The organism is Magnetospirillum sp. ME-1, assembly GCF_002105535.1.
Classification (GTDB): Bacteria; Pseudomonadota; Alphaproteobacteria; order Rhodospirillales; family Magnetospirillaceae; genus Phaeospirillum.
Genome location: NZ_CP015848.1, coordinates 3,121,187 through 3,143,332 on the forward strand (window position 1 = coordinate 3,121,187; position 22,146 = coordinate 3,143,332).

General features: G+C 61.8%; 16 protein-coding genes and 1 tRNA gene. 11 read left to right on the forward strand and 6 right to left on the reverse strand.

Going from position 1 to position 22,146, the window contains the following annotated elements; translation table 11 throughout:
* Positions 1-56 precede the first annotated feature (56 nt).
* Both WV31_RS14735 and WV31_RS14740 read left to right on the forward strand, forming a co-directional pair.
* On the forward strand, positions 57-569 hold the full coding sequence (locus tag WV31_RS14735; RefSeq protein ID WP_237051309.1) for a DUF5681 domain-containing protein: 513 nt from the start codon (positions 57-59) through the stop codon (positions 567-569).
* Positions 566-799 carry a hypothetical protein gene (locus WV31_RS14740; RefSeq protein ID WP_085374281.1) on the forward strand — a complete coding sequence of 78 codons (234 nt, stop codon included), beginning with the start codon at positions 566-568 and terminating at the stop codon, positions 797-799. The genes WV31_RS14735 and WV31_RS14740 overlap by 4 nt, the downstream gene beginning before the upstream one ends.
* 277 nt (positions 800-1,076) lie before the next feature.
* On the opposite strand, the gene WV31_RS14745 is transcribed toward WV31_RS14740, so the two are convergent.
* Positions 1,077-1,763, reverse strand: a complete 687-nt coding sequence (locus WV31_RS14745) for a M48 family metallopeptidase (protein WP_145980877.1) — start codon at positions 1,761-1,763, stop codon at positions 1,077-1,079.
* Positions 1,764-1,866: 103 nt separating this feature from the next.
* On the opposite strand from WV31_RS14745, the gene WV31_RS22505 reads away from it, so the two are divergent.
* The 7 genes from WV31_RS22505 to WV31_RS14780 all read left to right on the forward strand — a co-directional run bounded on the left by WV31_RS22505 (position 1,867) and on the right by WV31_RS14780 (position 11,985).
* Positions 1,867-2,082, forward strand: coding sequence for a helix-turn-helix domain-containing protein (locus WV31_RS22505; protein WP_085375592.1), 216 nt, complete (start codon positions 1,867-1,869; stop codon positions 2,080-2,082).
* 231 nt (positions 2,083-2,313) lie between these two features.
* Complete coding sequence (locus WV31_RS14755) at positions 2,314-3,108, forward strand: sulfite exporter TauE/SafE family protein (protein ID WP_085374283.1); 795 nt, start codon at positions 2,314-2,316, stop codon at positions 3,106-3,108.
* A 283-nt stretch (positions 3,109-3,391) separates the two neighbouring features.
* The gene (locus tag WV31_RS14760) at positions 3,392-4,492 is read left to right on the forward strand and encodes a sensor histidine kinase (RefSeq protein ID WP_068433480.1); all 1,101 of its coding nucleotides are present in this window, start codon (positions 3,392-3,394) and stop codon (positions 4,490-4,492) included.
* Between the two features lie 63 nt (positions 4,493-4,555).
* Positions 4,556-5,707, forward strand: a complete 1,152-nt coding sequence (locus WV31_RS14765) for a response regulator (protein ID WP_085374285.1) — start codon at positions 4,556-4,558, stop codon at positions 5,705-5,707.
* Between the two features lie 5 nt (positions 5,708-5,712).
* On the forward strand, positions 5,713-6,375 hold the full coding sequence (locus tag WV31_RS14770) for a histidine phosphatase family protein (RefSeq protein WP_085374286.1): 663 nt from the start codon (positions 5,713-5,715) through the stop codon (positions 6,373-6,375).
* Between the two features lie 16 nt (positions 6,376-6,391).
* Entirely contained in the window at positions 6,392-11,029 is a 4,638-nt protein-coding gene (locus WV31_RS14775; protein WP_168185956.1) for a PAS domain S-box protein, read from the forward strand.
* A gap of 65 nt (positions 11,030-11,094) precedes the next feature.
* Entirely contained in the window at positions 11,095-11,985 is an 891-nt protein-coding gene (locus tag WV31_RS14780; RefSeq protein ID WP_085374288.1) for a response regulator, read from the forward strand.
* Between the two features lie 295 nt (positions 11,986-12,280).
* Here WV31_RS14780 and WV31_RS14785 read toward each other — a convergent pair whose 3' ends face one another.
* Complete coding sequence (locus tag WV31_RS14785; protein WP_145980878.1) at positions 12,281-12,481, reverse strand: hypothetical protein; 201 nt, start codon at positions 12,479-12,481, stop codon at positions 12,281-12,283.
* Between the two features lie 465 nt (positions 12,482-12,946).
* Here WV31_RS14785 and WV31_RS14790 point away from each other — a divergent pair.
* A tRNA-Gly gene (locus WV31_RS14790) sits at positions 12,947-13,020 on the forward strand.
* Between the two features lie 38 nt (positions 13,021-13,058).
* On the opposite strand, the gene WV31_RS14795 is transcribed toward WV31_RS14790, so the two are convergent.
* The 3 genes from WV31_RS14795 to WV31_RS14805 all read right to left on the reverse strand — a co-directional run bounded on the left by WV31_RS14795 (position 13,059) and on the right by WV31_RS14805 (position 19,645).
* Positions 13,059-13,421 (reverse strand): hypothetical protein, encoded by a 363-nt coding sequence (locus WV31_RS14795; protein ID WP_085374290.1) that lies wholly within the window; start codon positions 13,419-13,421, stop codon positions 13,059-13,061.
* Between the two features lie 136 nt (positions 13,422-13,557).
* Positions 13,558-18,087 carry a glutamate synthase large subunit gene (gene gltB, locus WV31_RS14800; protein WP_237051310.1) on the reverse strand — a complete coding sequence of 1,510 codons (4,530 nt, stop codon included), beginning with the start codon at positions 18,085-18,087 and terminating at the stop codon, positions 13,558-13,560.
* Positions 18,088-18,229: 142 nt separating this feature from the next.
* On the reverse strand, positions 18,230-19,645 hold the full coding sequence (locus tag WV31_RS14805; protein ID WP_085374292.1) for an NAD(P)-dependent oxidoreductase: 1,416 nt from the start codon (positions 19,643-19,645) through the stop codon (positions 18,230-18,232).
* Between the two features lie 248 nt (positions 19,646-19,893).
* On the opposite strand from WV31_RS14805, the gene WV31_RS14810 reads away from it, so the two are divergent.
* Positions 19,894-20,691 carry an undecaprenyl-diphosphate phosphatase gene (locus tag WV31_RS14810; protein WP_085374293.1) on the forward strand — a complete coding sequence of 266 codons (798 nt, stop codon included), beginning with the start codon at positions 19,894-19,896 and terminating at the stop codon, positions 20,689-20,691.
* Here WV31_RS14810 and WV31_RS14815 read toward each other — a convergent pair whose 3' ends face one another.
* Positions 20,692-22,059, reverse strand: coding sequence for a glutamate--cysteine ligase (locus WV31_RS14815; RefSeq protein WP_085374294.1), 1,368 nt, complete (start codon positions 22,057-22,059; stop codon positions 20,692-20,694).
* Between the last annotated feature and the right edge of the window lie 87 nt (positions 22,060-22,146).

The window sequence follows — 22,146 nt, forward strand, 5'->3', positions numbered from 1 at the left end:
TAATTACGATATATAACCGCACTGGTAACTTATCATCACAGTATCGCGCTCACTTAATGAATGTTGAATTGTGCGAAAATTACTGCAATTTTTATGGCACGAATACCTATGATGGATTTTCAATCATGAATGCTGAAAATTCAGGCAGAAAGCAGCCTCATCCCGGACAGTTCAAGAAAGGCCAGTCCGGCAATCCCGCTGGCAAGCCCCTGGGGGCCCGCAACCACACAACCCGCGCTGTGCTGGAGCTCTTGGACGGCGAGGCCGAGTCGCTCACGCGCAAGGCGGTAGAAATGGCCCTGGCAGGCGATACGACGGCTCTCCGGCTCTGTCTGGAGCGGCTGGCCCCTCCGGCCAAGGACAAGGCGATCACGGTCGCCCTACCTGCCCTGGCAGGCCCAGCAGATGCATCGGCGGCGATGTCAGCGGTGGTCGGTGCCATGGCGGCAGGGGAAATCACCCCGAGTGAGGCTGCGGCGATCGCTGGCGTGGTGGAAACTTATCGACGCACGATCGAGGCCGTGGAGATAGATGCCCGTCTGGCGGCCTTGGAAGCGCGTGTACGATGACCAGCGCTCTCGCCCGTCGCATCGGACGAATCGAGGCACGTGCTGGCCTGAACCGCGCCCGAAGTGCGCGGGAGATGACGGACGAGGAACTGGATGAGGCGATCAGGGCGATCATGGCTGGTGAAGGGGGATTGGGGCTACAGCGTTCGTGGGCGATGGCGGGGGTAAGCGATGACGCACTGAAAGCAAAACTAGCCCTATTGGCTGGGAAACTTGCCGGTGCAGCCTAGTTTTCCTGTCGCCAGTTCGGAATGCACCTGGGGATCTCGCTCACTTGGCACTCCTCCCTGGGAGTGGGTTGTCTGGATCTTCTCCCTTAAGTCCGTGTACGTACTTTGCCCGACACGCCCTGTAAACGAGGGCGGCTCCGTTTTCCGTCGATGCAGATGCTGCGCCTTTTAGAACGCAGTCTTCCACGGTGTCTGTCATTGTGGCCCACGCCAGAAAAGACAATGCGGCAAGAGCCGCTGACGCGAAGATCACTTTTCGCATGGCGTTTCCTCTCCGCTACGGCCAATTCTCCACGATTTTGCCGCTCCCCTTCATCAGCTTGATCTCCTTCGCCGGCGCCGGCACCGGCACAGGAGCGGGGGCAACCACCCTCCTGTTCTCAGCGATGGCGCGCTCCAGGTTCCGCAGACGGTCTGCGGTATCGGGGTGCGTCCCGCCACCCCCCTTGTCCAATCTCCTGACCACATCGAGTGCGGCCCTGGCGTCATATCCGGCCATGGTCATCCACTGCACGGCCTGCCGGTCAGCCTCCATCTCTAAACTTGGCTGAACGAAACTGCGAGCGACGTAGCTTCCGTAGTCCGGCTCCAGGATGAGCATGCCGACAAGTTGGCCGACACGATGAGCGGGAACGACATCCTTCTCATGGTTGAGGGCGATGTGGGCGGTTTCATGGGCGAAGATGAAGGCGAACTCGTCTGGGGTGCGGAGCATGTTCATCATTCCCCCGGTGATCCATACCTTCCTGTCGGTTCCGACCCACGCGCGGATTTCCCTGTCAGGAGTGATGAACCACTGCCGCTCACAAGATGGGCACATTGCCTGGATCTTGGTGACGACGATTCCCGACTGATCCCTGGTCATATGTTCCTGCATGCTGGGCGCCACCATCGGCCCACCACCAGCACATCCGGCCAGCGCGGCGCAGATTGCAATCGCAGATGTATACTTCCACCATCCCATGCCCAACACCTGAAATAGGTCAATTCGACCTATTATGCCCAAATGACCTATTCCGCGTCCACCACCTGGAGGTGCTGGCGTGGGGACCAGAGATAAATTCGACGTGGCTTACCGTGCCGTCGTTGATGGATTGATCAAAGCAAGAAAGGTGCGCGGCCTAACTCAAGCTGAGGTTGCTGTTGCGATGCGTACAGACCAGTCTCAGGTATCCAAACTCGAGCGTAGTGAGCGGCGGCTCGACATCATTGACTTCGTCAGGTATTGCCGGGCTATAGGAGTTGAGCCTGCAGATTTTCTACGCGACATACGATTGGATTAATTTTTTGAACCCTTTTCTCTCGCATCTTCGTCGCGCAGAGTGGCGTTGAAGGTGCCCGGCTTGTCCTTGCTCTCGGTGATGTAGACGGCCATGACGTCTGCGCCGCGAACGATCTTGGGCTTGGGCGCCGCCGACAGGTCGCCCTGGGCCTTCTACATCTTTAAGGGGCCGATCCGCTGATGTCCGCGCCATGCCTAATCCGCCATTCCACCCGCAGGAAAAACCGGGACCATGCTTGACCTGCCTCACGGGTATGATCCGCTTTATTCTGTGTCCGGGCTGGCCGTGGGCATCCTGGTCGGACTGACAGGCGTTGGGGGCGGATCGCTGATGACGCCCTTGCTGATCCTGGCCTTTGGCTTCCATCCCGCCACCGCCGTCGGCACCGACCTGCTGTATGCCGCCGTGACCAAAAGCGGCGGCACTGTCATGCACGGCATGCGTCACAACATTGACTGGCGAATTACCGGACGTCTGGCGGCGGGCAGCGTGCCCGCAACCATTGTGACCATGGCGACGCTTTACGCCTTGGACGTGACTGGCAAGATCGCGGGCAGCCTGATTTCCCTAGCCTTGGGCGTGGCCCTGTTGCTGACGGCGCTGATCATCCTGTTCCGCCGCCATCTGCTGCACTGGGTGGAGAACCGCCCAAGTATGCGCGGCGAGAGGAACGCTGTCGGTAACACCATCCTACTGGGCGCCATCCTGGGCTTTCTTGTGTCGATCTCATCGGTGGGGGCGGGGGCCATCGGTGTCACCTTCCTGCTGCTGCTCTATCCCACCTTGCCCACCGCCCGCATCGTCGGCACCGACATCGCCCATGCCGTTCCCTTGGCCCTAGTGGCGGGACTGGGCCATTGGATGTTGGGATCGGTGGACTGGCTGCTGCTGGGATCGCTGCTGCTGGGCTCATTGCCGGGCATCGCCATCGGTTCGGCCATGGCCGTCCGCATTCCCGATCACGTCCTCCGCCCCGTCCTAGCCATCGCCTTGGCGGCGGTCGGCATGAAACTGCTATTGATGTAGAGTTTCTAGGCGCCTTCGGGTTACCCCCTTTGCCGTCATCGAAGCCCACATTATCCCATCGAGTGAGAAGCCACTTTCGATCAGCCCCGTGCCTACGTATGGACAGGCGGCAATTTTCCAAGGCGGCCACTCAGGGGAGGAGCGCTGGATGCGTGCTTATGACCCAATCCGGACGTCCAGACAACCACAGCGCAAACGCGCGAGACCGTTGTTGTCGCAAAATTACTTTAGTATTACCATGTGAGCTATGAATAGCCCCGAGTTCAGGTTCTTTGAGCTTAAAATGGTTATGAGAAGCGAGCGTCCTGTCGTTCTTATCGTCGACGACGTTGCCGAGAACCTCCAAGTTCTTGGCGAGTTATTGCAGCCATCATATTTGGTCAAGGTGGCGACATCGGGCGATCGTGCGTTGAAAATCGCCTCTACCTATCCACAACCCGACCTCATTCTGCTCGATGTGATGATGCCGGTTATGGATGGCTATGAGTGCCTTCGGCGGCTCAGGGAAAATTCTGAGACGCGAAAGATCCCAGTGATTTTCGTGACCGCGCTAGATAGCACGGAGGATGAGCGTAAAGGGCTGGACTTGGGCGCGGTGGACTACATCACGAAGCCGATCCGTCCGGCCATCGTCGAAGCGCGGGTCCGTAATCATTTGGATATGAAGGCAACGCGCGATTGGCTGTATGACCAAAATATCGTTCTTGAGGCGGAATTAAGCCGCCTCCTGGAAATCCTTGCGCACCACTTGCAGGAGCCGGTTCGGCGCCAGTTCACCTTCGCCCAATTGCTGCAGCGCTCACTGCCGAAGCCATTGAATGAAGCCGCTGAAATGTCCCTGGCACAGATAATGGACGGGGCTGTACGGCTGCGGACCATGCTTCATGACGTCGTGCTGTATCTCGCGGCCTGCCAGGCTCCAGATCCTTCCGCGCTCTGTGATGCGGAAAATGCACTCAATATCGCCATCAGACAGGTTGGCCACCGGCTAGAAGATGCCGGGGGCAAGATCACTCGAGCTGAAATGCCGTCCGTTTGGCTGAACTCTGACCAACTGACTGCGATTTTCAGGGCGCTTATCACCAATGCCATCGATTACCGAGATCCAGAGCGCGACCTCCACATTGCCATCATTGCAAATCTCGATGGATCCGATGTTGTCTTTTCGGTTGCCGACAACGGCATAGGAATACCATGTGAATTCCGCGATCGAGTATTCTGGTTGTTTGAACGGCTTCATGCTGATTTTAACAGGCCCGGAACGGGCATCGGCCTTGCCCTAGTAAAGAAAATTGTCGAAGCCGCAAGGGGCCGAGTCTGGATTGAAGATGGTGATGAGGGGGGGGTGAAAATATGCTTTTCACTGCCTCGCCGAACCGAATAGACTACCTCGAAAGTTTATGGTTAGGCGACTTGCCATGGGGATGGCTATGACAAGGATCCACCTATGGACCAGGACTCGGGCCCGCATCCGCTGACAAGCGTCCTGATCGTTGACGACACCCCACAGAATCTGACCATCTTGGGGGAGCTTCTCCAGCCGTTGTATAAAGTCCGCGTCGCCAATTCGGGCGAGCGTGCTTTAAGGATAGTCGGCTCAACTCCTCGCCCAGACATCATTTTATTGGATGTCATGATGCCCGGCATGGACGGATACGCCGTCCTTGAGCGCCTCCGCTCGGATCCCGAGACACATGACATTCCTGTGATCTTCATCACCGCCATGAATGCCACAGAGGATGAGGAGCGTGGCTTTGCTTTGGGGGCGGTCGATTACATCACCAAGCCGATCGTCCCCGCGATCGTGCTGGCGCGGGTCCGCACCCATCTCGAGCTCAAGCGCGCGCGAGACCGTCTGGCCAGCCAGAATGACTGGCTGGAGCAAGAGGTCGCCCGGCGCATGAGCGAAAATCTGCTCATCCAGGATCTCAGTGTCCGCGCCCTGGCTTGTCTTGCAGAAGCCCGAGATAACGAGACCGGCCACCATATCATTCGGACGCAGGCCTATGTCGATCTCCTGGCCCGCCGCCTTGCCAATCATGAGCGCTTCCACCAAGCCTTGGTCGGCCCCCGGCTCGGTATGGTGGTTAAGGCTGCGCCGCTGCACGACATTGGCAAGGTTGGCATTCCTGATGCAATTCTGCTCAAGCCTGGGCGGTTAACGCCTGACGAATTCGAGGTGATGAAGACGCATCCGGCTATCGGCGCTGAAGCTATTAGCCGTGCCATGGATCAGGCATTGGCGCAGGCCGACAACAAGATGGCAGCCCAAGCCGGCGAGGCATTCTCATTCCTCAAAGTCGCGCATGAGATTTCCATCGGCCATCATGAGAAATGGGATGGCAGCGGCTATCCAACGGGCCTGAGCGGCGAGGCCATCCCAGTTTCGGCCCGACTTATGGCTCTGGCCGACGTCTTCGACGCCCTGATTTGCAGACGGGTCTATAAGGCGGCAATGAGCATCGAGGACGCCACCGCGATCATAGCCGAGGGACGCGGCCGACATTTCGACCCCGATGTGGTCGACGCTTTCCTGTCGCGCCGCGATGACTTTGTTGAAATCGCTCGCCGCCACGCGGATCCCGAGCAGGGGGAGTAATAGCGATGAAGATCACTGTCCACATGGCCATTGCCCTGTTTGTGGCGACAGCCGTCCTCGGCCCAGTCGCCGCCCATGCCGACGCTACCGGCGCCGCGCCGGCCGAGGCGGCTAAGTTTAAGGAGATCACCGCCACCAAGGAAACCTTGGAGCAGTTGCGCCGGGGAGGCTGGGCGCTTTACATGCGCCATGGCCGCACCGACAACACCAAGCCGGATCGATATCCCTCCGTCGATCTCAACGACTGCTCCACGCAACGGCCGCTGACCGAGGATGGGCTCAAAATGGCGGCCCAGGTCGGCGAGGAAGTTCGAAAGGCCCGCATTCCCATTGGCGAAATCCGCATCAGCCCGCTATGCCGGGTCAAGGACACAGTGGCGGCGGCTTTCCCAAACCACACGTTTACGCTCGACAATGAGCTACTTTACACGGCGAATTTGACGGATGCCGAAAAGCAGCCAATCATCGCCAATACCCGCCGCCTTCTTTCGGCGCCGGTCGCCAATGGAGTGAATCGGCTCCTGATCGCCCATGCGCCAAACCTGATGGACCTGATCGGTTATTTCCCCAAGGAAGGAACCCTGGTGGTGTTCCGTCCCAAGGGAAATGGCGAATTCGATTACATCGCCAGCATTCCGCCGTCTCTGTGGCCTAGCCTGCAACAATAGCCTTTTCGGTGACAGCATGACTTTCCGTCCAGCCCGGATGTCCCCCTATCTGGTGATCTTTCTTGCCCCAGTTATTGTGGTTGCGGTATTGGCTGGAGCCCTGAATCTCAGCTCCTTTCATAGCCTTAGAGAAAGCCAGAGGGAAGTTAGCATCCTGCAGGGCCGGGAATTGGAGCGGGTTTCTTCGGCCACACATATCAATGAAGAGGTCGCCAGCATCCAGCGCATGGTCGGATCGACGCTGGAAATGGCGAGTGACGGCAAGCTCGACGAGGCTGCGACTTATCGCGTCCATAGCGAGGTGGTCAATCGCTTGGCCGAACTGGAGAAATTACTTCCAAATCTGCGGCTTGACGCCGGATCGCTGAATGAAGTCGAAGACGCCAGGATCGATTTTGACGCCTACCGAAAGTTCATCATCCAGGCGACAGACCTCGCCGCCGTCGACCCTCCGGGGGCAATGAAGTTCGCCTATCAGGCGGCCAACAGCTATCTCGCGCTGTCCGAACACACCCATGCCATCGCGCGGGCCGTCGCCGAGGAGGCGGCTCGTCAGGGAGAGGTGCAGTCAGCCAGCTTTGAGGGGCAGGCGGCGCGCATCATGGCGAATGGGGGAATCCTGATTGGGGCGCTGCTGATTCTTTGGGTTCTGGTAGGAAGCTGGGTGGCGCGGCGTGTATCCAGCCTGAGTTCGGCGCTTCACGATCTGGCGCAAGGCGATGTCGCCTCGGCCTCTTTGCCCGAAGTCCAACGGATCAGCGCGAACCGCCACAGCATATTGCGGGACATGGCCCAAGCCATCCTTGCGTTTCGGGATGCTCTGGTGTCGCGGGAAAAGTCGCAGGCCGAACTCCGCAAGCTTTCCCTGGTTGTCGAGCAAAGCCCGAATCCAGTCGTGATCGCCGACCTCAATGCCAAGATCGAATACGTGAACGACGCCTTCATCCGAAACTCGGGTTACAGCCGGGAAGAGGTGATTGGCCGCAATCCCCGCATCCTCAAATCAAAGAGGACGCCAAATTCGACCTACAGAGCCATGTGGGGCGCATTGACGAGAGGGGAAACTTGGTCAGGGGAATTTACCAATCTTACCCGGGACGGGCGGGAACGGATCGAGATGGCAACCATCGTTCCCCTTCGCCAGTCCGATGGGCGCGTCAGTCACTATGTCGGAATCAAGGAGGACGTAACTGAGAAGAAAAAACAAGAGGATACTTTAAGAAAGCTTTTTCTGGCGGTTGAACAAAGTCCTGAAAGCATTGTTATTACGGATCTTGAGCCAAAGATTGAGTATGTTAATGGCGCCTTTGTCCGCAACACAGGTTTCAGCCGCGATGAGGTGATCGGCAGCAACCCGCGTGTTCTTCAGTCTGGCCTAACTCCTCCAGAAACATTCAAGGATATGTGGGCGAAGTTGAGCCAAGGAGAGTCTTGGCACGGCGAACTTGTCAATCGCCGCAAGGACGGCAGCGAATATGTCGAATTCGCCCATATCGCCCCGGTCCGTCAGGCGGATGGCGAAATCACCCATTACCTTGCAATCAAGGAAGACGTCACCGACAAAAAGCAGATGATGCGGGAGTTGGAGCTTCACAAGGATCACCTTGAGCTGATGGTCGCGGAGCGGACCAACGCTCTCTCCATTGCCAATCAGGAACAGAAGGCGATCTTTGACGCATCCGGGGTCGGCATTGCTCTCATCCGGGACCGGGTCGTTATTCGTTGCAATCGAAGTCTCGACAAAATGTTCGGCTACGGCCCCGGGGAGTTGGAGGGGCAACAGACCCGTGTTTGGTATCTGGATGATAACGACTGGGAGCGGCTTGGGCATGAGATCTACGAGCAGGTTGGGCAAGGCGAAACCTACGAATGCGATCAGCAGTTTCGCAAGAAGGACGGCTCGCCGTTCTGGACCCGACTTGCGGTGCAGGCCCTCAATGCCGCCGCGCCCAACGAAGGCATTGTCGCCATTTTCGAGGACATAACCGATGAGCGCAAATCCGCCGAAGCGTTGCGGTTGGCCTTTGCCGAACAGCAGGCAATCCTGGACTCGGCGACCTCCGGCATCGTCCTGATTAAAAATCGGATCCTGGAGCGCTGCAATCGCAAGCTGCACGAGATCTTCGGCTGGCCCGATGGCGAGATGGTCGGGAAGCCCAAGCGGATCTGGTACGCCGACGAGGACAGTTGGATCGGCGGCGGCGGCGAGGCCTACGAGGAAATTTGGAAGGGCCAGACCCATCGCCGCGAGCAGCAATTGCTGCGCAAGGACGGCAGCCTATTTTGGGCGCGCTTGACAGCCCATGCCGTTGATGCCCGAGACCCGACCCAGGGATCTGTCTGGGTCATCGACGACATTACTCAAGAACATGCCCTTATAGAGGAAATGCAGAGAGCGCGCATGCTGGCCGAGGATGCGGCTCGGGCCAAATCAGACTTCCTTGCAAACATGAGTCATGAAATACGCACGCCCATGAACGCGATCATTGGGCTCACCCATCTGCTGCAACGCGATATTGCTGACAAAACGCAAAGAACAAGGCTGGATAAGGTATCCACGGCGGCTCGCCATCTGCTCAATATCATCAACGATATTCTTGACCTCTCTAAAATCGAAGCCGGGAAGCTCCAACTCGAAAATACCGATTTCGAGATCGAGCATATGATCGAGACCGTATGCACTCTTGTCCATGATAAGGCAGAAGCCAAAGGGCTGGAACTCGTGGTCGCCATGCATGCCCTTCCGGCAAATCTTCATGGCGACGGCCTGCGGATTGGACAGATTCTACTCAATTTTGCCAGCAACGCCGTTAAGTTCACCGAATCGGGAAGCATTGCGCTTCGAGGCTCTGTAGTAAGCCGCGATGACAATGGCCTCGTGGCCAGATTTGAGGTGTCCGATACCGGTATCGGCCTTACGACCGAGCAGCAATCGCGTTTGTTTCAGGCATTTGAGCAAGCTGATTCATCGACGTCCCGGAAGTATGGGGGTACTGGTCTCGGTCTTGCGATCTCCAAGCGTTTGACCGAGATGATGGGGGGGCGAATCGGCGTAGACAGCGAATTTGGCCAAGGAAGCTCCTTCTGGATCGAAGTTCCCTTATCATTTCCCCTGGGTGGTGGGAATTTTCCGTCCAAGCGGGTCGAGGCCAGCGGCCTGCGTGCTCTTGTGGTTGATGATCTCAGTGATGCCCTAGAGGCCCATGTGGGCATGCTGGAAATGCTTGGTCTGCAGGTTTCGGCTGTTGCTGATGGCGTTTCCGCTCTCGCCGCTGTGGAAGAAGCCGACGCCTCCCAAAAACCATTCGACATTCTTCTGATCGATTGGCAGATGCCTGGGATGGATGGGCTTGAATTGGGGCGGCGATTGTTCTTGCTGCCGATCTCGCGTCAGCCAGCAAGGATGCTGGTCACGGCCTATGGCGATAGCGTCTCCGCCGATGTGCTGGCCGAGACCGGGTTTCACAATATGTTGCTCAAGCCATTGACGCCGTCCCGGCTGTTCGATGGCTTGCAGGACGCGCTTTCCGGCAAGCATACGATCATGGGCGGGCTTGCCGCGGGAGAAGCCGAGTCCGTCCTTCTGCATCGAGGCGGCGGCCGTATTCTGCTCGCCGAGGACAATCTGGTGAACCAGGAGGTCGCAGTCGAACTTCTTTGTGCCGTCGGCCTTGATGTCGATGTTGCGGAAGATGGCCAAGTCGCATTGGATAAGGCAGCCCAAGGCCAATATGACGTCATCTTGATGGATATGCAGATGCCGAACATGGATGGATTGGCCTCGACACGCGCGATTCGAAAGCTTCCGAATCACGTGAAAACCCCCATCCTGGCTATGACGGCGAATGCGTTCGATGAAGATCGCAATGCCTGTCTCGACGCGGGCATGAACGATCACATCGCCAAGCCGGTGGACCCTGAGGCGCTTTACCTGACCTTGCTGAAATGGCTTCCGGCAACCGATGGCCGTGGTGAACGATCTAACCCGCTGAGGTCCAGCCCGAAAAATGCCGACGAGGTGGATTACAGCCTTGCTCGCGACAAGCTGGGTCTAATCGACGGTCTTGACGTGGTTGCGGGCCTCAAGGCGGCCAATGGGCGCTTTGACCTTTATCTCAGGCTCTTGGCGAAGTTTATTGATAATCAGGACGGCAAGCATCTGCTACAGGCCCTCTCCTCGGGTGACATTCACGCGGCGCATAGGATTGCCCATACCCTGAAGGGAATGTCGGCAACTCTGGGAATCGAGGGCCTTCGCCAGATCGCCGCCGAGATTGAAGCTGCTCTCAAGAACTCTCCGAACGAAGTATCCGCCGACATTCCACATAAGGCACGTCAGCTTGAAGCCGAATTCCAGGTCATGTGCGACCGGCTACGGCCTGTCGTGGCGGCTCCGAGAGAAGCTGAACATGGCGAGGGGCCAGTGGGCGAAGATTTTGATGAAGCCGCCGCCAAAACTCTTTTGGGTCGACTTGACGAACTTCTGTCCATGGACGACATGGCGGCGGGAAATCTCTATCGCGACAATGAGGCCATTTTTCGGGCGGCAATTGGCGGTCAAGCCGCCGCGATCGCTCAGAACATCGAAGACTTCGCTTTTGAGGAGGCATTGGCTCTGCTCAGAAGCGCCGTTCGGGGCAGATCCAAGCAATGAATGTTCAGCCTGGGTAGGCGTCCGATATTGGAGACGGGGACGTCGATTCCCGGCAAGGAGGGGGCATGACCTGCATTCTCGTCGTGGATGACGACCCAATCTGTCTAGAACTACTCTCCGAGACCTTGATCGGCGCCGGTTACAGCGTTGACCTTGCCGTCGACGGCGAGGACGCTTGGGACAAATTGAACTCCTACAAGCATGACCTAGTTCTGCTGGACCGGGTCATGCCGCGTCTGGATGGGCTTGGCCTGCTTCGCCGCATGAAGGGCGACGCCGCCTTATCCGGAATTCCGGTGATCATCCAGACCTCCGCCTCGTCGCAGGACGAAATACTGGAAGGCTTGGAGGCCGGAGCCCACTACTATCTGTGCAAGCCCGTTTATCCGGACCTGCTTTGCCCGCTGGTGGCCGGAATTGTCGCAGACATCGCCGAACGCAAGAGCCTGAGGGACTGCAAGGCCAACGTCACCGTGGCCTTGTCGCTTATGACAAGCGGCGATTTCAAGTTTCGAACGCTGGATGATGTTCGCTCATTGGCCGCCGTTCTCGCCGAGCTCTGCGACAGGCCCGACGATGTCGGCATGGGGCTGCTGGAATTGATGATCAACGCGGTCGAACACGGCAATCTCGGCATCAGCTATACCGAGAAATCGGAATTGCGGAAGACATGGCGTTGGGAACAAGAGATAAGCCGCCGTCTCGGCGTCGCGCCGTGGTCAAGCCGCGTGGCGCGCGTCCGCGCGTCCCACGATGGCGAGGACGTCGTTTTCGTGATTTCGGACGAGGGTGATGGGTTCTATCCCGGACGCTTCATGCAAATGGAGCCCGCGCGCGCCTTCGACCTGCATGGTCGCGGCATCGCCATGGCGAACGCCGCCAGCTTCTCCCGCTTGGAATATCAGGGACGAGGCAACGTCGTCATGGCGAGGGCTCCCGCCCGGCGCGATTGTTAAGAGCTTTCTATCGCCATTAAGAGACACGATCAGGCCAGTGGAATATTCTGCCAGGATGTTTGTGATGAGGAACCTGGCGAACGGACAACAATGGTGAAGGCAGTTACCATCCTCGTCGAGGCCGAGTGGCTTGGTCGTGGTGGTAACGGGTGCTGACTATGTCCGGTCATGGCACATCTGGGCCGTAGCGGACCTTCGCCCTGAATGGCGGCTGTAGGGGGTAAAGCAGCCAATTGTCTTTTGGAGAGATGCCGGCGCCCCAGATTGGGACGGCATATTGCCTGACACGCTTGGATCAATCAGGCCGAACCCGCCACACCATGTTCATGGCGTCCCGCTCGGCAATGTCGGGCCGCACAATCCTGACAGCCTCAACCGCCTGTTGCTCCTGGCCGTGCCGATCCAGGCCAGCCTCGCGGGCAGTACGGATCGTCGTGTAGATGACCCGGACCAGGGCTGGTGGATTGTGCTGGGGCTGTTGCATGGCAGCGACCATATCATAACGTCGCCCGACCATCCCATCAGGCATCGGTATGACAGCGCATCCTCCATTCATTGTTCGCTCGCATTCGCCGCCAGTCGGTAAAATATGTTGGGTAATATGATGGGTTATAGAAATGCTTCGCCTGCAGCCCTTGTCTTCCGCATGTCATAAGCGGACACCCCCTCCGCCATGCAAAACAAAAGGCCACCCTCGGGTGGCCTTTTGTTTTGGACCGGTGCGGGGGTGATGAAGAGGCCGCCTGGCCATATTCGTCCCCTCCACCAGCCGTCTCGAATCTGGCCCATGGAGCATCCTTCTGTTCCTGAGCATAGAGACCGCCATCAAAGTCCGGGGTCAAACGCCAGCGCCCGGCAGCAAGGGGGTTGCCTGTTGCCGGGGCATCTGTCAATTTCTGGCGACGGAAGGTCTGGGGGCTTGCGCAACACCCCGAACCGCCCGTATTTTCTGCGCCTCGGCGCGGGTGTAGCTCAATGGTAGAGCAGAAGCTTCCCAAGCTTACGACGAGGGTTCGATTCCCTTCACCCGCTCCAACGCTTTCCCGAAAATCTGTCCGTAAGAAAATCCGACGTCAGCCGGCCATGCGCTGGGATGGTGGGAGGGCTTCGTGGCGGCCCATGTGGTCGATCCAGCGGCGCGCCAGGTTGACCAGGACGCGGCGTTCCAGGGCGTTGGGGGTGCCGCTGCGCCAGGATTCGAGCAGGCGGTGGGCCGAGGCGGCGATGGCGAGGTGGTCGCTGCGTGGTGGCGCGTCGTGGGCGAAGTGGGCATCGATGCTTCGCGCCAGGGATTCGAGCGCCTTTCCCACCACTTCGGGAGGGGCGCCGACCGAGCGGGCGACATCGATCTCGTTGAGAATGCTGATCACCTGCCGATGCTCGGCATCGGCCAGGGCATTTCCCACTGAAAATCGAGTGTCCCAGATCGCAATCATCCCCATCGTCCCCGAAGCAACCCTCTCATAGGATGCATCGGCCGGACGCCGATGTTGAGGGGGGGAAACGGGTAGTGGGGCGGTCCGGCCGGAGGAGGGGAAACCTCTCTCCGGCTAGGCCTTTTAATGCTTCCGGTTATTCGGCGGCGGCGATTCGGTCGCGGCCCACCGGATGGGCGAGGTGCGACAGCATCTCCTTCGGCACCACCTGCCAGAAGCGGGGCAACTCGCGGTCCCAGTCGGCCAGCAGCGATTCCGCCCAGGCCGAGCCGGTGACGGCGGCATGTTCCTGCACCAATGCCTTCAGCACGCCTTCCCAATGGGGCGTCTCGAGGCGCTGCCAGATGACGCTTTCCGGGTTGACGCGGCGTGCGAAGCTTCCGTCGGCATCGTAGACGAAGGCCATGCCTCCGGTCATGCCGGCGGCGAAGTTGGCGCCCACGGGTCCTAAGATCACGGCGGTGCCGCCGGTCATGTATTCGCAGCCGTTGGAGCCGCAGCCCTCGATCACCGTCTCGGCGCCCGAGTTGCGCACGGCGAAGCGCTCGCCCGCCTGGCCGGCGGCGAACAGCTTGCCGGCGGTGGCGCCGTACAGCACGGTGTTGCCGATGATGGTGTTGAGGTTGCTCTTGAGATTCGAGGCCACCGGCGGGCGCACGATGATGGTGCCGCCCGACAGGCCCTTGCCCACGTAATCGTTGGAATCGCCGAACACTTCCAGCGTCAGGCCCTGCACCGCGAAGGCGCCGAGCGATTGCCCGGCCGAGCCCCTGAGGCGCACGGTGACGTGGCCGGGTTCAAGCCCCGTCATGCCGTGGCGCTTGAAGATCTTGTGGGAAAGCTTGGTGCCGATGGCGCGCTGGACGTTCCTGACGTTGTAGTCCAGCTGCATCTTCTCGCCGTCTTCGAGGGCCGGCTTGGCGTCGATGATCATCTGGGCGTCCAGGGTCTCGGGCACCTCCTGGGTCTTGTCCTCGACGCAATAGCGCGGGAAGCCGCCGGTGTCGGCCTGGGCCAGCAGCGGGTTGAGATCCAGATCGTCCAGATGGCTGGCGCCGCGGCTGACCTGATGCAGCAGATCGGCGCGGCCGATTACCTCGGACAAACTGCGCACGCCCAGCGAGGCGAGGATTTCCCGCACTTCCTCGGCGATGAAGCTGAACAGGTTGACCACCTTCTCCGGGCTGCCGGTGAACTTCTCGCGCAAGGACAGGTCCTGGGTGCAGACCCCCACCGGGCAGGTATTGGAATGGCACTGGCGGACCATGATGCAGCCCATGGCCACCAGGGAGCTGGTGCCGATGCCGAATTCCTCGGCGCCCAGCATGGCGGCGATGACGATGTCGCGGCCGGTCTTCAGGCCGCCGTCGGTCCGGAGCTTCACGCGGTGGCGCAGGCGGTTCAGCGTCAGCACCTGATGGGCCTCGGACAGACCCAGCTCCCAGGGCAGGCCGGCGAACTTGATGGAGGTCTGGGGCGAGGCGCCCGTGCCGCCCACATGGCCCGACACCAGGATGGTGTCGGCCTTGGCCTTGGCCACGCCGGCCGCCACCGTGCCGATGCCCGACCGCGAGACCAGCTTCACCGTGACGCGGGCCTGGGGGTTGATCTGCTTCAAATCGTAGATCAGCTGGGCCAGGTCCTCGATGGAATAGATGTCGTGGTGGGGCGGCGGGCTGATCAGCATGACGCCGGGGGTGGCGTGGCGCAGCTTGGCGATCTCCACCGTCACCTTGAAGCCGGGCAGCTGGCCGCCCTCGCCGGGCTTGGCCCCTTGCGCCACCTTGATCTCGATCTCGCGGCACATGTTGAGGTATTCGGCGGTGACGCCGAAGCGGCCCGAGGCGATCTGCTTGACCGCCGAATTGGCGTTGTCGCCGTTGGGGCGCGGACGATAGCGCTCGCGGTCCTCGCCGCCCTCGCCCGACACCGACTTGGCGCCGATGCGGTTCATGGCGATGTTGAGCGTGCCGTGGGCCTCGGGGCTCAGCGCGCCGAGCGACATGCCCGGGGTGAGGAAGCGCTTCCTGATCTCGGTGATGCTTTCCACCTCGTCCAGGCTGACGGGCGCACCCGCCGGCTTCAGGTCGAGGAGGTCGCGGATGGTGATGGGCGGCAGCTTGCGCATGCCGTCCGAGTACTTCTTGTAGGTGGCATAGGAATCGCTGGCCACCGCCATCTGCAGCAGGTGGATCAGGCTGCCGTCGAAGGAATGGGCCTCGGCGCCCCGGCGGTAGCGGTAGAAGCCGCCGATGGGCAAAGCGGGGACCGGGCCGCCGAAGCCAGCGGCGTGCTGCTCCACCGTCTTCTTCTGGATGCCGCCAAGGCCGATGCCGGAGATGCGGCTGGTCATGCCGGGGAAGAACTCGGCCACCAGGGTGCGCGACAGGCCCACCGCCTCGAAATTGTAGCCGCCGCGATAGGAACTGACGATGGAGATGCCCATCTTGGCCATGATCTTCAGCAGGCCCTGGTCCAGGGCGTACTTGTAGCGCCGCACGCATTCCTCCAGCGGCATGGAGCCGAACAGGCCCCGGCGCTGGCGCTCGGCGATGGCTTCCTGGGCCAGATAGGCGTTGACCGTGGTGGCGCCGACCCCGATCAGCACGGCGAAGTAATGCACGTCCAGGCACTCGCCCGAGCGCACGTTGAGCGAGGTCCAGGTGCGCAAGGACAGGCGGACCAGATGGGAATGCACGCCGCCAGCGGCCAGGATCATGGGGATGGCGGCGCGGGATTCGCTCACCGCCTCGTCGGTGAGGATCAGATGGGTACAGCCGCCCCTCACCGCCTCTTCCGATTCGCGGCGCACGCGGGCCAGGGCGTCGCGCAGGGCCTCGATGCCGCCCTTGGGATCAAAGGTGCAGTCGATGGAGGCCGCCGCCTCGCCCATGTACTTGCGCATGGCGGCGAATTCGGCGTTGGACAGCACCGGGCTTTCCAGTTGCAGCAGGTCGCACTGGCTTTCATCCTCGTCGAGGATGTTGCCCAGATTGCCCAGCCGGGTGCGCAAGCTCATCACGCGGGATTCGCGAAGTGAGTCGATGGGCGGGTTGGTCACCTGGCTGAAGTTCTGCTTGAAGAAATGGTGCAGGCCGCGATAGCCCGCCGACAGCACCGCCAGCGGGGTGTCGTCGCCCATGGAGCCCACCGCCTCCTTGGCGTCCTCGACCATGGGGTGGAGGATCAGTTCCATGTCCTCCATGGTCATGCCGTAGGCGGCCTGGCGGCGCTTCAGCTCGTCCGAGGACAGCTCGGCCGGTTCGGGCGCCCCGGTACGCACCAGGGAATCCAGCTCGGTGATGCGCTTGACCCAGGCGGAATAGTTGCGGCGCGAGGACAGCAGGTCCTTGATCTCGCCGTCACGGTAGAACTTGCCGGCGTCGAGATCGATGGCGATGCTTTGCCCCGGTCCGACGCGGCCCTTTTCCACCACGTCGCAATCCTTGACCTTCACCATGCCGGTCTCGGACCCCAGGATCAGCAGGCCTGTCCTGGTGATGGTGAAGCGCATGGGGCGAAGGCCGTTGCGGTCGACGCCCGCCACCGCCCACTGGCCGTCGGTGGCGCAGATGGCGGCCGGGCCGTCCCACGGCTCGATCACCGAGTTGCAATAGCCGAAGAAGGTGCGGTGCGCTTCCGGCATCAGGGCGTTGGAGCCCAAGCTCTCCGGGATCAGCATCTGCTTGACCAGCGGCGCCGGGCGCCCGGCGCGGCACATCACCTCGAACACGTTGTCGAGCGCGGCGGAATCGGAACCGCCCGGCTGGACGATGGGCTTCAAATCGTCCATGGAGGCGCCGAACACCTCGTGCTCCATGCGCGGCTCGTGGGCCTTCATCCAGTTGATGTTGCCCGTCAGCGTGTTGATCTCGCCGTTATGGGCCAGCATGCGGAAGGGCTGGGCCAGACGCCAGGTGGGGAAGGTGTTGGTGGAATAGCGCTGGTGATAGATGGCGAAGCGCGACACGAAGCGCTCGTCCAAGAGGTCGGGATAGAAGCTGGTCAGCTGCTCGGCCAGGAACATGCCCTTGTAGATGATGGAGCGGCACGACAGCGAGCAGATGTAGAAATCGGTGATGTGGCTGGCCAGCACCCGCTTCTCGATGCGCCGGCGGATGACGAACAGATCGGCCTCGAAGCGCTCCTCGGGGGTGCCGAGCGTGTTGGCGATCATGATCTGCTCGATCTCGGGCCGCGTGGCGTTGGCCTTCTCGCCGATGATGGAGACGTCCACCGGCACCTGGCGCCAGCCGTAGATCTGGTAGCCGGCGTTGAGAATCTCGGTCTCGACGATGCAGCGGCAACTTTCCTGGGCGCCCAGATCGGTCTTGGGCAGGAACACCTGGCCCACCGCCAGCCGGCCGGCGGCCACCGCGTGGCCGGTGCGGGCCACGTGGTCCTTGAAGAAGTCCTGGGGGATCTCGACATGGATGCCGGCGCCGTCGCCGGTCTTGCCGTCGGCGTCGACCGCGCCGCGATGGAACAGCACCGACAGCGCCTGGATGCCGGCCTCCACCACGTCGCGCCGGGGCTTGCCGTCCAGCGCCGCCACCATGCCGACGCCGCAGGCGTCGTGCGGGCTGGTGTCGATGCCGGCGGATTCCAGCTTGGCGGCGTTCTCCAGATACTCGGCAACGAATTGCTCGCCGTGATTCCGGGACATGGTGCTCTCCATTCAATGCGGGCGAGGCCCGTAGCGTTTCCTTGCTGTCATCCTGAGCGCCGCGAAGGATCTTTCAGGGGCTGACGGCATCCGATTTCGGCTGAAAGATCCCTCACTGCGTTCGGGATGACAGCCTGGGTCCCTATTCCGCGGCCTTCATCGCCACACCCGAGACGTAGCGGTGAATGGCCTCGGCGGCGTCGCGGCCGTCCTTGATGGCCCAGACCACCAGCGAGGCGCCGCGCACGATGTCGCCGGCGGCGAAGACGCCGGGCAGGCTGGTCATCAGGGCGGCATCGGTCTCGACGGTGCCCCATTGGGAGACCTTGAGGTCGGCGGCGCCGAACAGGGCGGGCACGTCCTCGGGGTCGAAGCCCAGCGCGGCGATCACCATGTCGGCGGGAAGGGTGAAGCCCGAGCCCTCGATGGCCACCGGGCTCTGGCGGCCCGAGGCATCGGGCATGCCCAGATGCATGCGCACGGCCTTGACGCCTTCGGCCTTGCCCTTGCCGCTGACGGCTTCGGGGGCGGCCATCCAGACGAACTCGACGCCTTCCTCCTCGGCATGGGCCACTTCGCGCTGGGAGCCGGGCATGTTGGCCCGATCGCGGCGATAGAGGCACTTCACCGACTTGGCGCCCTGGCGGATGGCGGTGCGCACGCAATCCATGGCGGTGTCGCCGCCGCCGATGACCACCACGTTCTTGGCCCTCGCGTCGAAGCCTTCGACCGTATCGCCGAGATCGCGGCGGTTCTGGGCGATGAGGTAGTCGAGCGCGGCATGGACGCCCGGCAGGTCCGCGCCGGAAATGCCCAGCGGCTTGGCCTTGTAGACGCCGGTGGCGATCAGCACGGCGTCGTGGCGGGCGCGCAGTTCGGCGAAGGAGACGGCCTTGCCGATCTCCGCCCCGGTCTCGAATTTGACGCCGGCCTCCGCCAGCAGGCGGATGCGGCGCTCCACCACGTCCTTTTCCAGCTTGAAGCCGGGAATGCCGTAGATCAAAAGGCCGCCCATGCGGTCGTGGCGGTCGTAGACGGTGACGGCGTGGCCCTTGCGGCGCAAGGATTCCGCCGCCGCCAGCCCGGCCGGGCCGCCGCCGATGATGCCCACCGAGCGTCCCGATTCGGCGCCGGGCAGCACGGGCTTGACCCAGCCTTGGGCGAAGGCGGTCTCGGTGATGTGCTTCTCCACCGCGCCGATGGTGACGTTGCCGTGGGTGGATTGCTCCAGCACGCAATTGCCTTCGCACAGGCGGTCCTGGGGGCAGATGCGGCCGCAGATCTCGGGGAAGGTGTTGGTGGAAGACGAGACGGCATAGGCCTCCTCCATCCGGTCCTGGGCCACCAGCATCAGCCAGTCGGGGACGTTGTTGCCCAGCGGACAGTGGATGGAGCAGAAGGGGATGCCGCATTGCTCGCAGCGCGATGCCTGCTCGCCGGCCCGGTCGGGAGTGAAGGCGGTGCTGATCTCGCCGAAATCCTTACGACGTTCGGCAGGGCCGCGCTTTTCGGGCTGGCGCTGATGGAGATGGGTGAACTGCAGCATCTTGCGGGGCATGGCACATCCTCGAGCCCAGGGGTCGGGGTGGAAAAATAAGTCAGAAACCATGACCAATCAACGGAAATCGGCAAAATAGGTCAGTCATGCTGGCATAAAACAAAATAAGCCACCTCTGGCGGAATTGTGGGCCAATGGAATGTGTGGAATTGCCGGGGTGCATAGTCCCATATCGGACCTTTCCGTTTCCCTTCCGAGTCGCGGGCCTCGGTGCTATAAGGGGGCAGCCGTATACGGGGGGCACCCGAGTGACGTTCCTGGAAGTCCTGGTCGTGGCCCTGATTCAGGGGCTGGGAGAGGTATTGCCTCTCGGCGCTGCCGGTTATCTGGCGGCGCTGCCCCACCTTGCCGGAACGCCGGAAGGGCGGGCGGCCCTGTCGGTGGCGGCCCATGCCGGCACCCTTCTGGCGCTGATGGCCTATTTCTGGCGGGACGTTTGGGCTATGAGCGTCGGGCTGTGGCGTCTGGCCAAGGGCAAGCCCGATTACGGCTCCTATCTGCTGCTGCATGTCCTGGTCGGCACCGTGCCCGCCGCCATCGCCGGCTGGCTGCTGCTGGACCGCTCGCACGGGCTGGTGGGGCCGGTCGGCGCCGCGTCGGTCCTGGTGGCCGGCGGCGTGCTGCTGTGGGTCTGCGACAAGCTGGGTGTCACCGTGCGCCGGGTCGAGCACATGAGCTGGTTCAGCGCCGCCGGCCTGGGCGCCCTGCAGATTCTGGCCCTGGTGCCCGGCGTGTCGCGCACCGGCATCACCATCACCGCCGCCCGCCTGTTGGGCTGGGAGCGGCAGTCGGCCGTCCGCTTTTCCATGCTGCTGGCCATGCCCCTGATCCTGGGGCACGGGGTCAAGACCTTCTGGGGTCTGGCCCATCAGACCCGGCTGGTGTTTTCCGGCGACCTGCTCATGGCGTCGGCCACGGCCGGACTGGCCTCGTTCATCGGCCTTGCCGCCATGATGGCCTGGGTCGGGCGCAACACCTTCGCGCCGCTGGCCGTCATCCGCATCGGCTTCGGCCTGGCCTTCCTGGGGCTGGCCTACTGGGGCTGATCAGTAGGCGTATTCGCGGAAGATGGGATCGACCGAGCCCTGCCAGCGGGTGGAATAGGCTTCGAGCATCTCCTCGGCGGCGGTCCGTCCGCTTCTGGCCACCGCCTCGATGGGATCGAGATAGATGCTCTCGTCGCGCCCGGAATCGTTCAGGCGGTTGCGGGCCTTCAGGCCCTTCGAGGCCAGGGCCAGCACGTCCAGCGCCACCTCGCGCACACTCCGCCCGCCGATGGTGGCGGCCAGCCCCTGGGAGGGGACGGTGGCGCGCAAGGTCTCGCGCTCCCCGGCACTCCAGCCCTTGACCAGTTCCCAGGCGCCATCCAGGGCGGCCTCGTCGTAGAGCAGGCCGGTCCACAAGGCGGGCAGGGCGCACAGCCGCCGCCACGGCCCGGCATCGGCGCCGCGCATCTCCAGGAACTTCTTCAGGCGCACGTCGGGAAAAGCGGTGGTCAGGTGGTCGGCCCAGTCGCCCATGGTGGGCAGTTCGCCGGGGAAGGCGGGCAGCTTGCCCGCCATGAAGTCGCGGAAGCTTTGGCCCGCCGCGTCGATGTACTTGCCGTCGCGGTAGACGAAGTACATGGGCACGTCCAGCATCCAGTCCACATAGCGCTCGAAGCCCATGCCGTCCTCGAAGGCGAAGGCCAGGCCGCCGGTACGATTGCGGTCGGTGTCGGTCCACACGTCACCCCTGGCCGAGACGAAGCCCGAAGGCTTGCCGTCCATGAAGGGCGAGGCGGCGAACAGGGCGGTGGCGATGGGCTGCAGCGCCAGCGAGACGCGCAGCTTCTTCACCATGTCGGCTTCCGAGGCGAAGTCCAGGTTCACCTGCACGGTGCAGGTGCGCAGCATCATGTCCAGGCCCTTGGTCCCCACCTCGGGCATGTAGCGGCGCATGATCACGTAGCGGCCCTTGGGCATCCAGGGAATGTCGTCCCGGCCCCACTTGGGCTGGAAGCCGACCCCCAGGAAGCCGATGCCGAGGCGGTTGGCCACGTGCTTGACCTGGGCCAGATGATGGGTGACCTCGGCGGCGGTCTGGTGGATGTTCTCCAAAAGGCCGCCCGACAGTTCCAGCTGCCCGCCCGGCTCCAGGCTGATGGCGGCGCCGCAATGGTCGAACAGGGCGATGACGTTGGGGCCTTCGAACACCGGCTCCCAGCCCAATGCCGCAAGGCCGTCCAGCATGGCCTTGACGCCGTTGTCGCCCTCATAGGGCAGCGGCTTCAGGTCGGCGTTGGAAAAGCCGAACTTCTCGTGCTCGGTCCCGATGCGCCAGGACGTCTTGGGCTTGCACCCGGATTCCAGGTATTCGACCAGCTGGTGCTTGCCGGCGATGGGCTCGCCGCTGGGCTTGGCGGGTGCGGACATGGGAGGAGTTATCCTACTGAGCAACTCGGAGCCACAGCAAACGACAGGGCGCATGAGGGCGTCAAGCGCCGAATCCTCGTGCCTGCA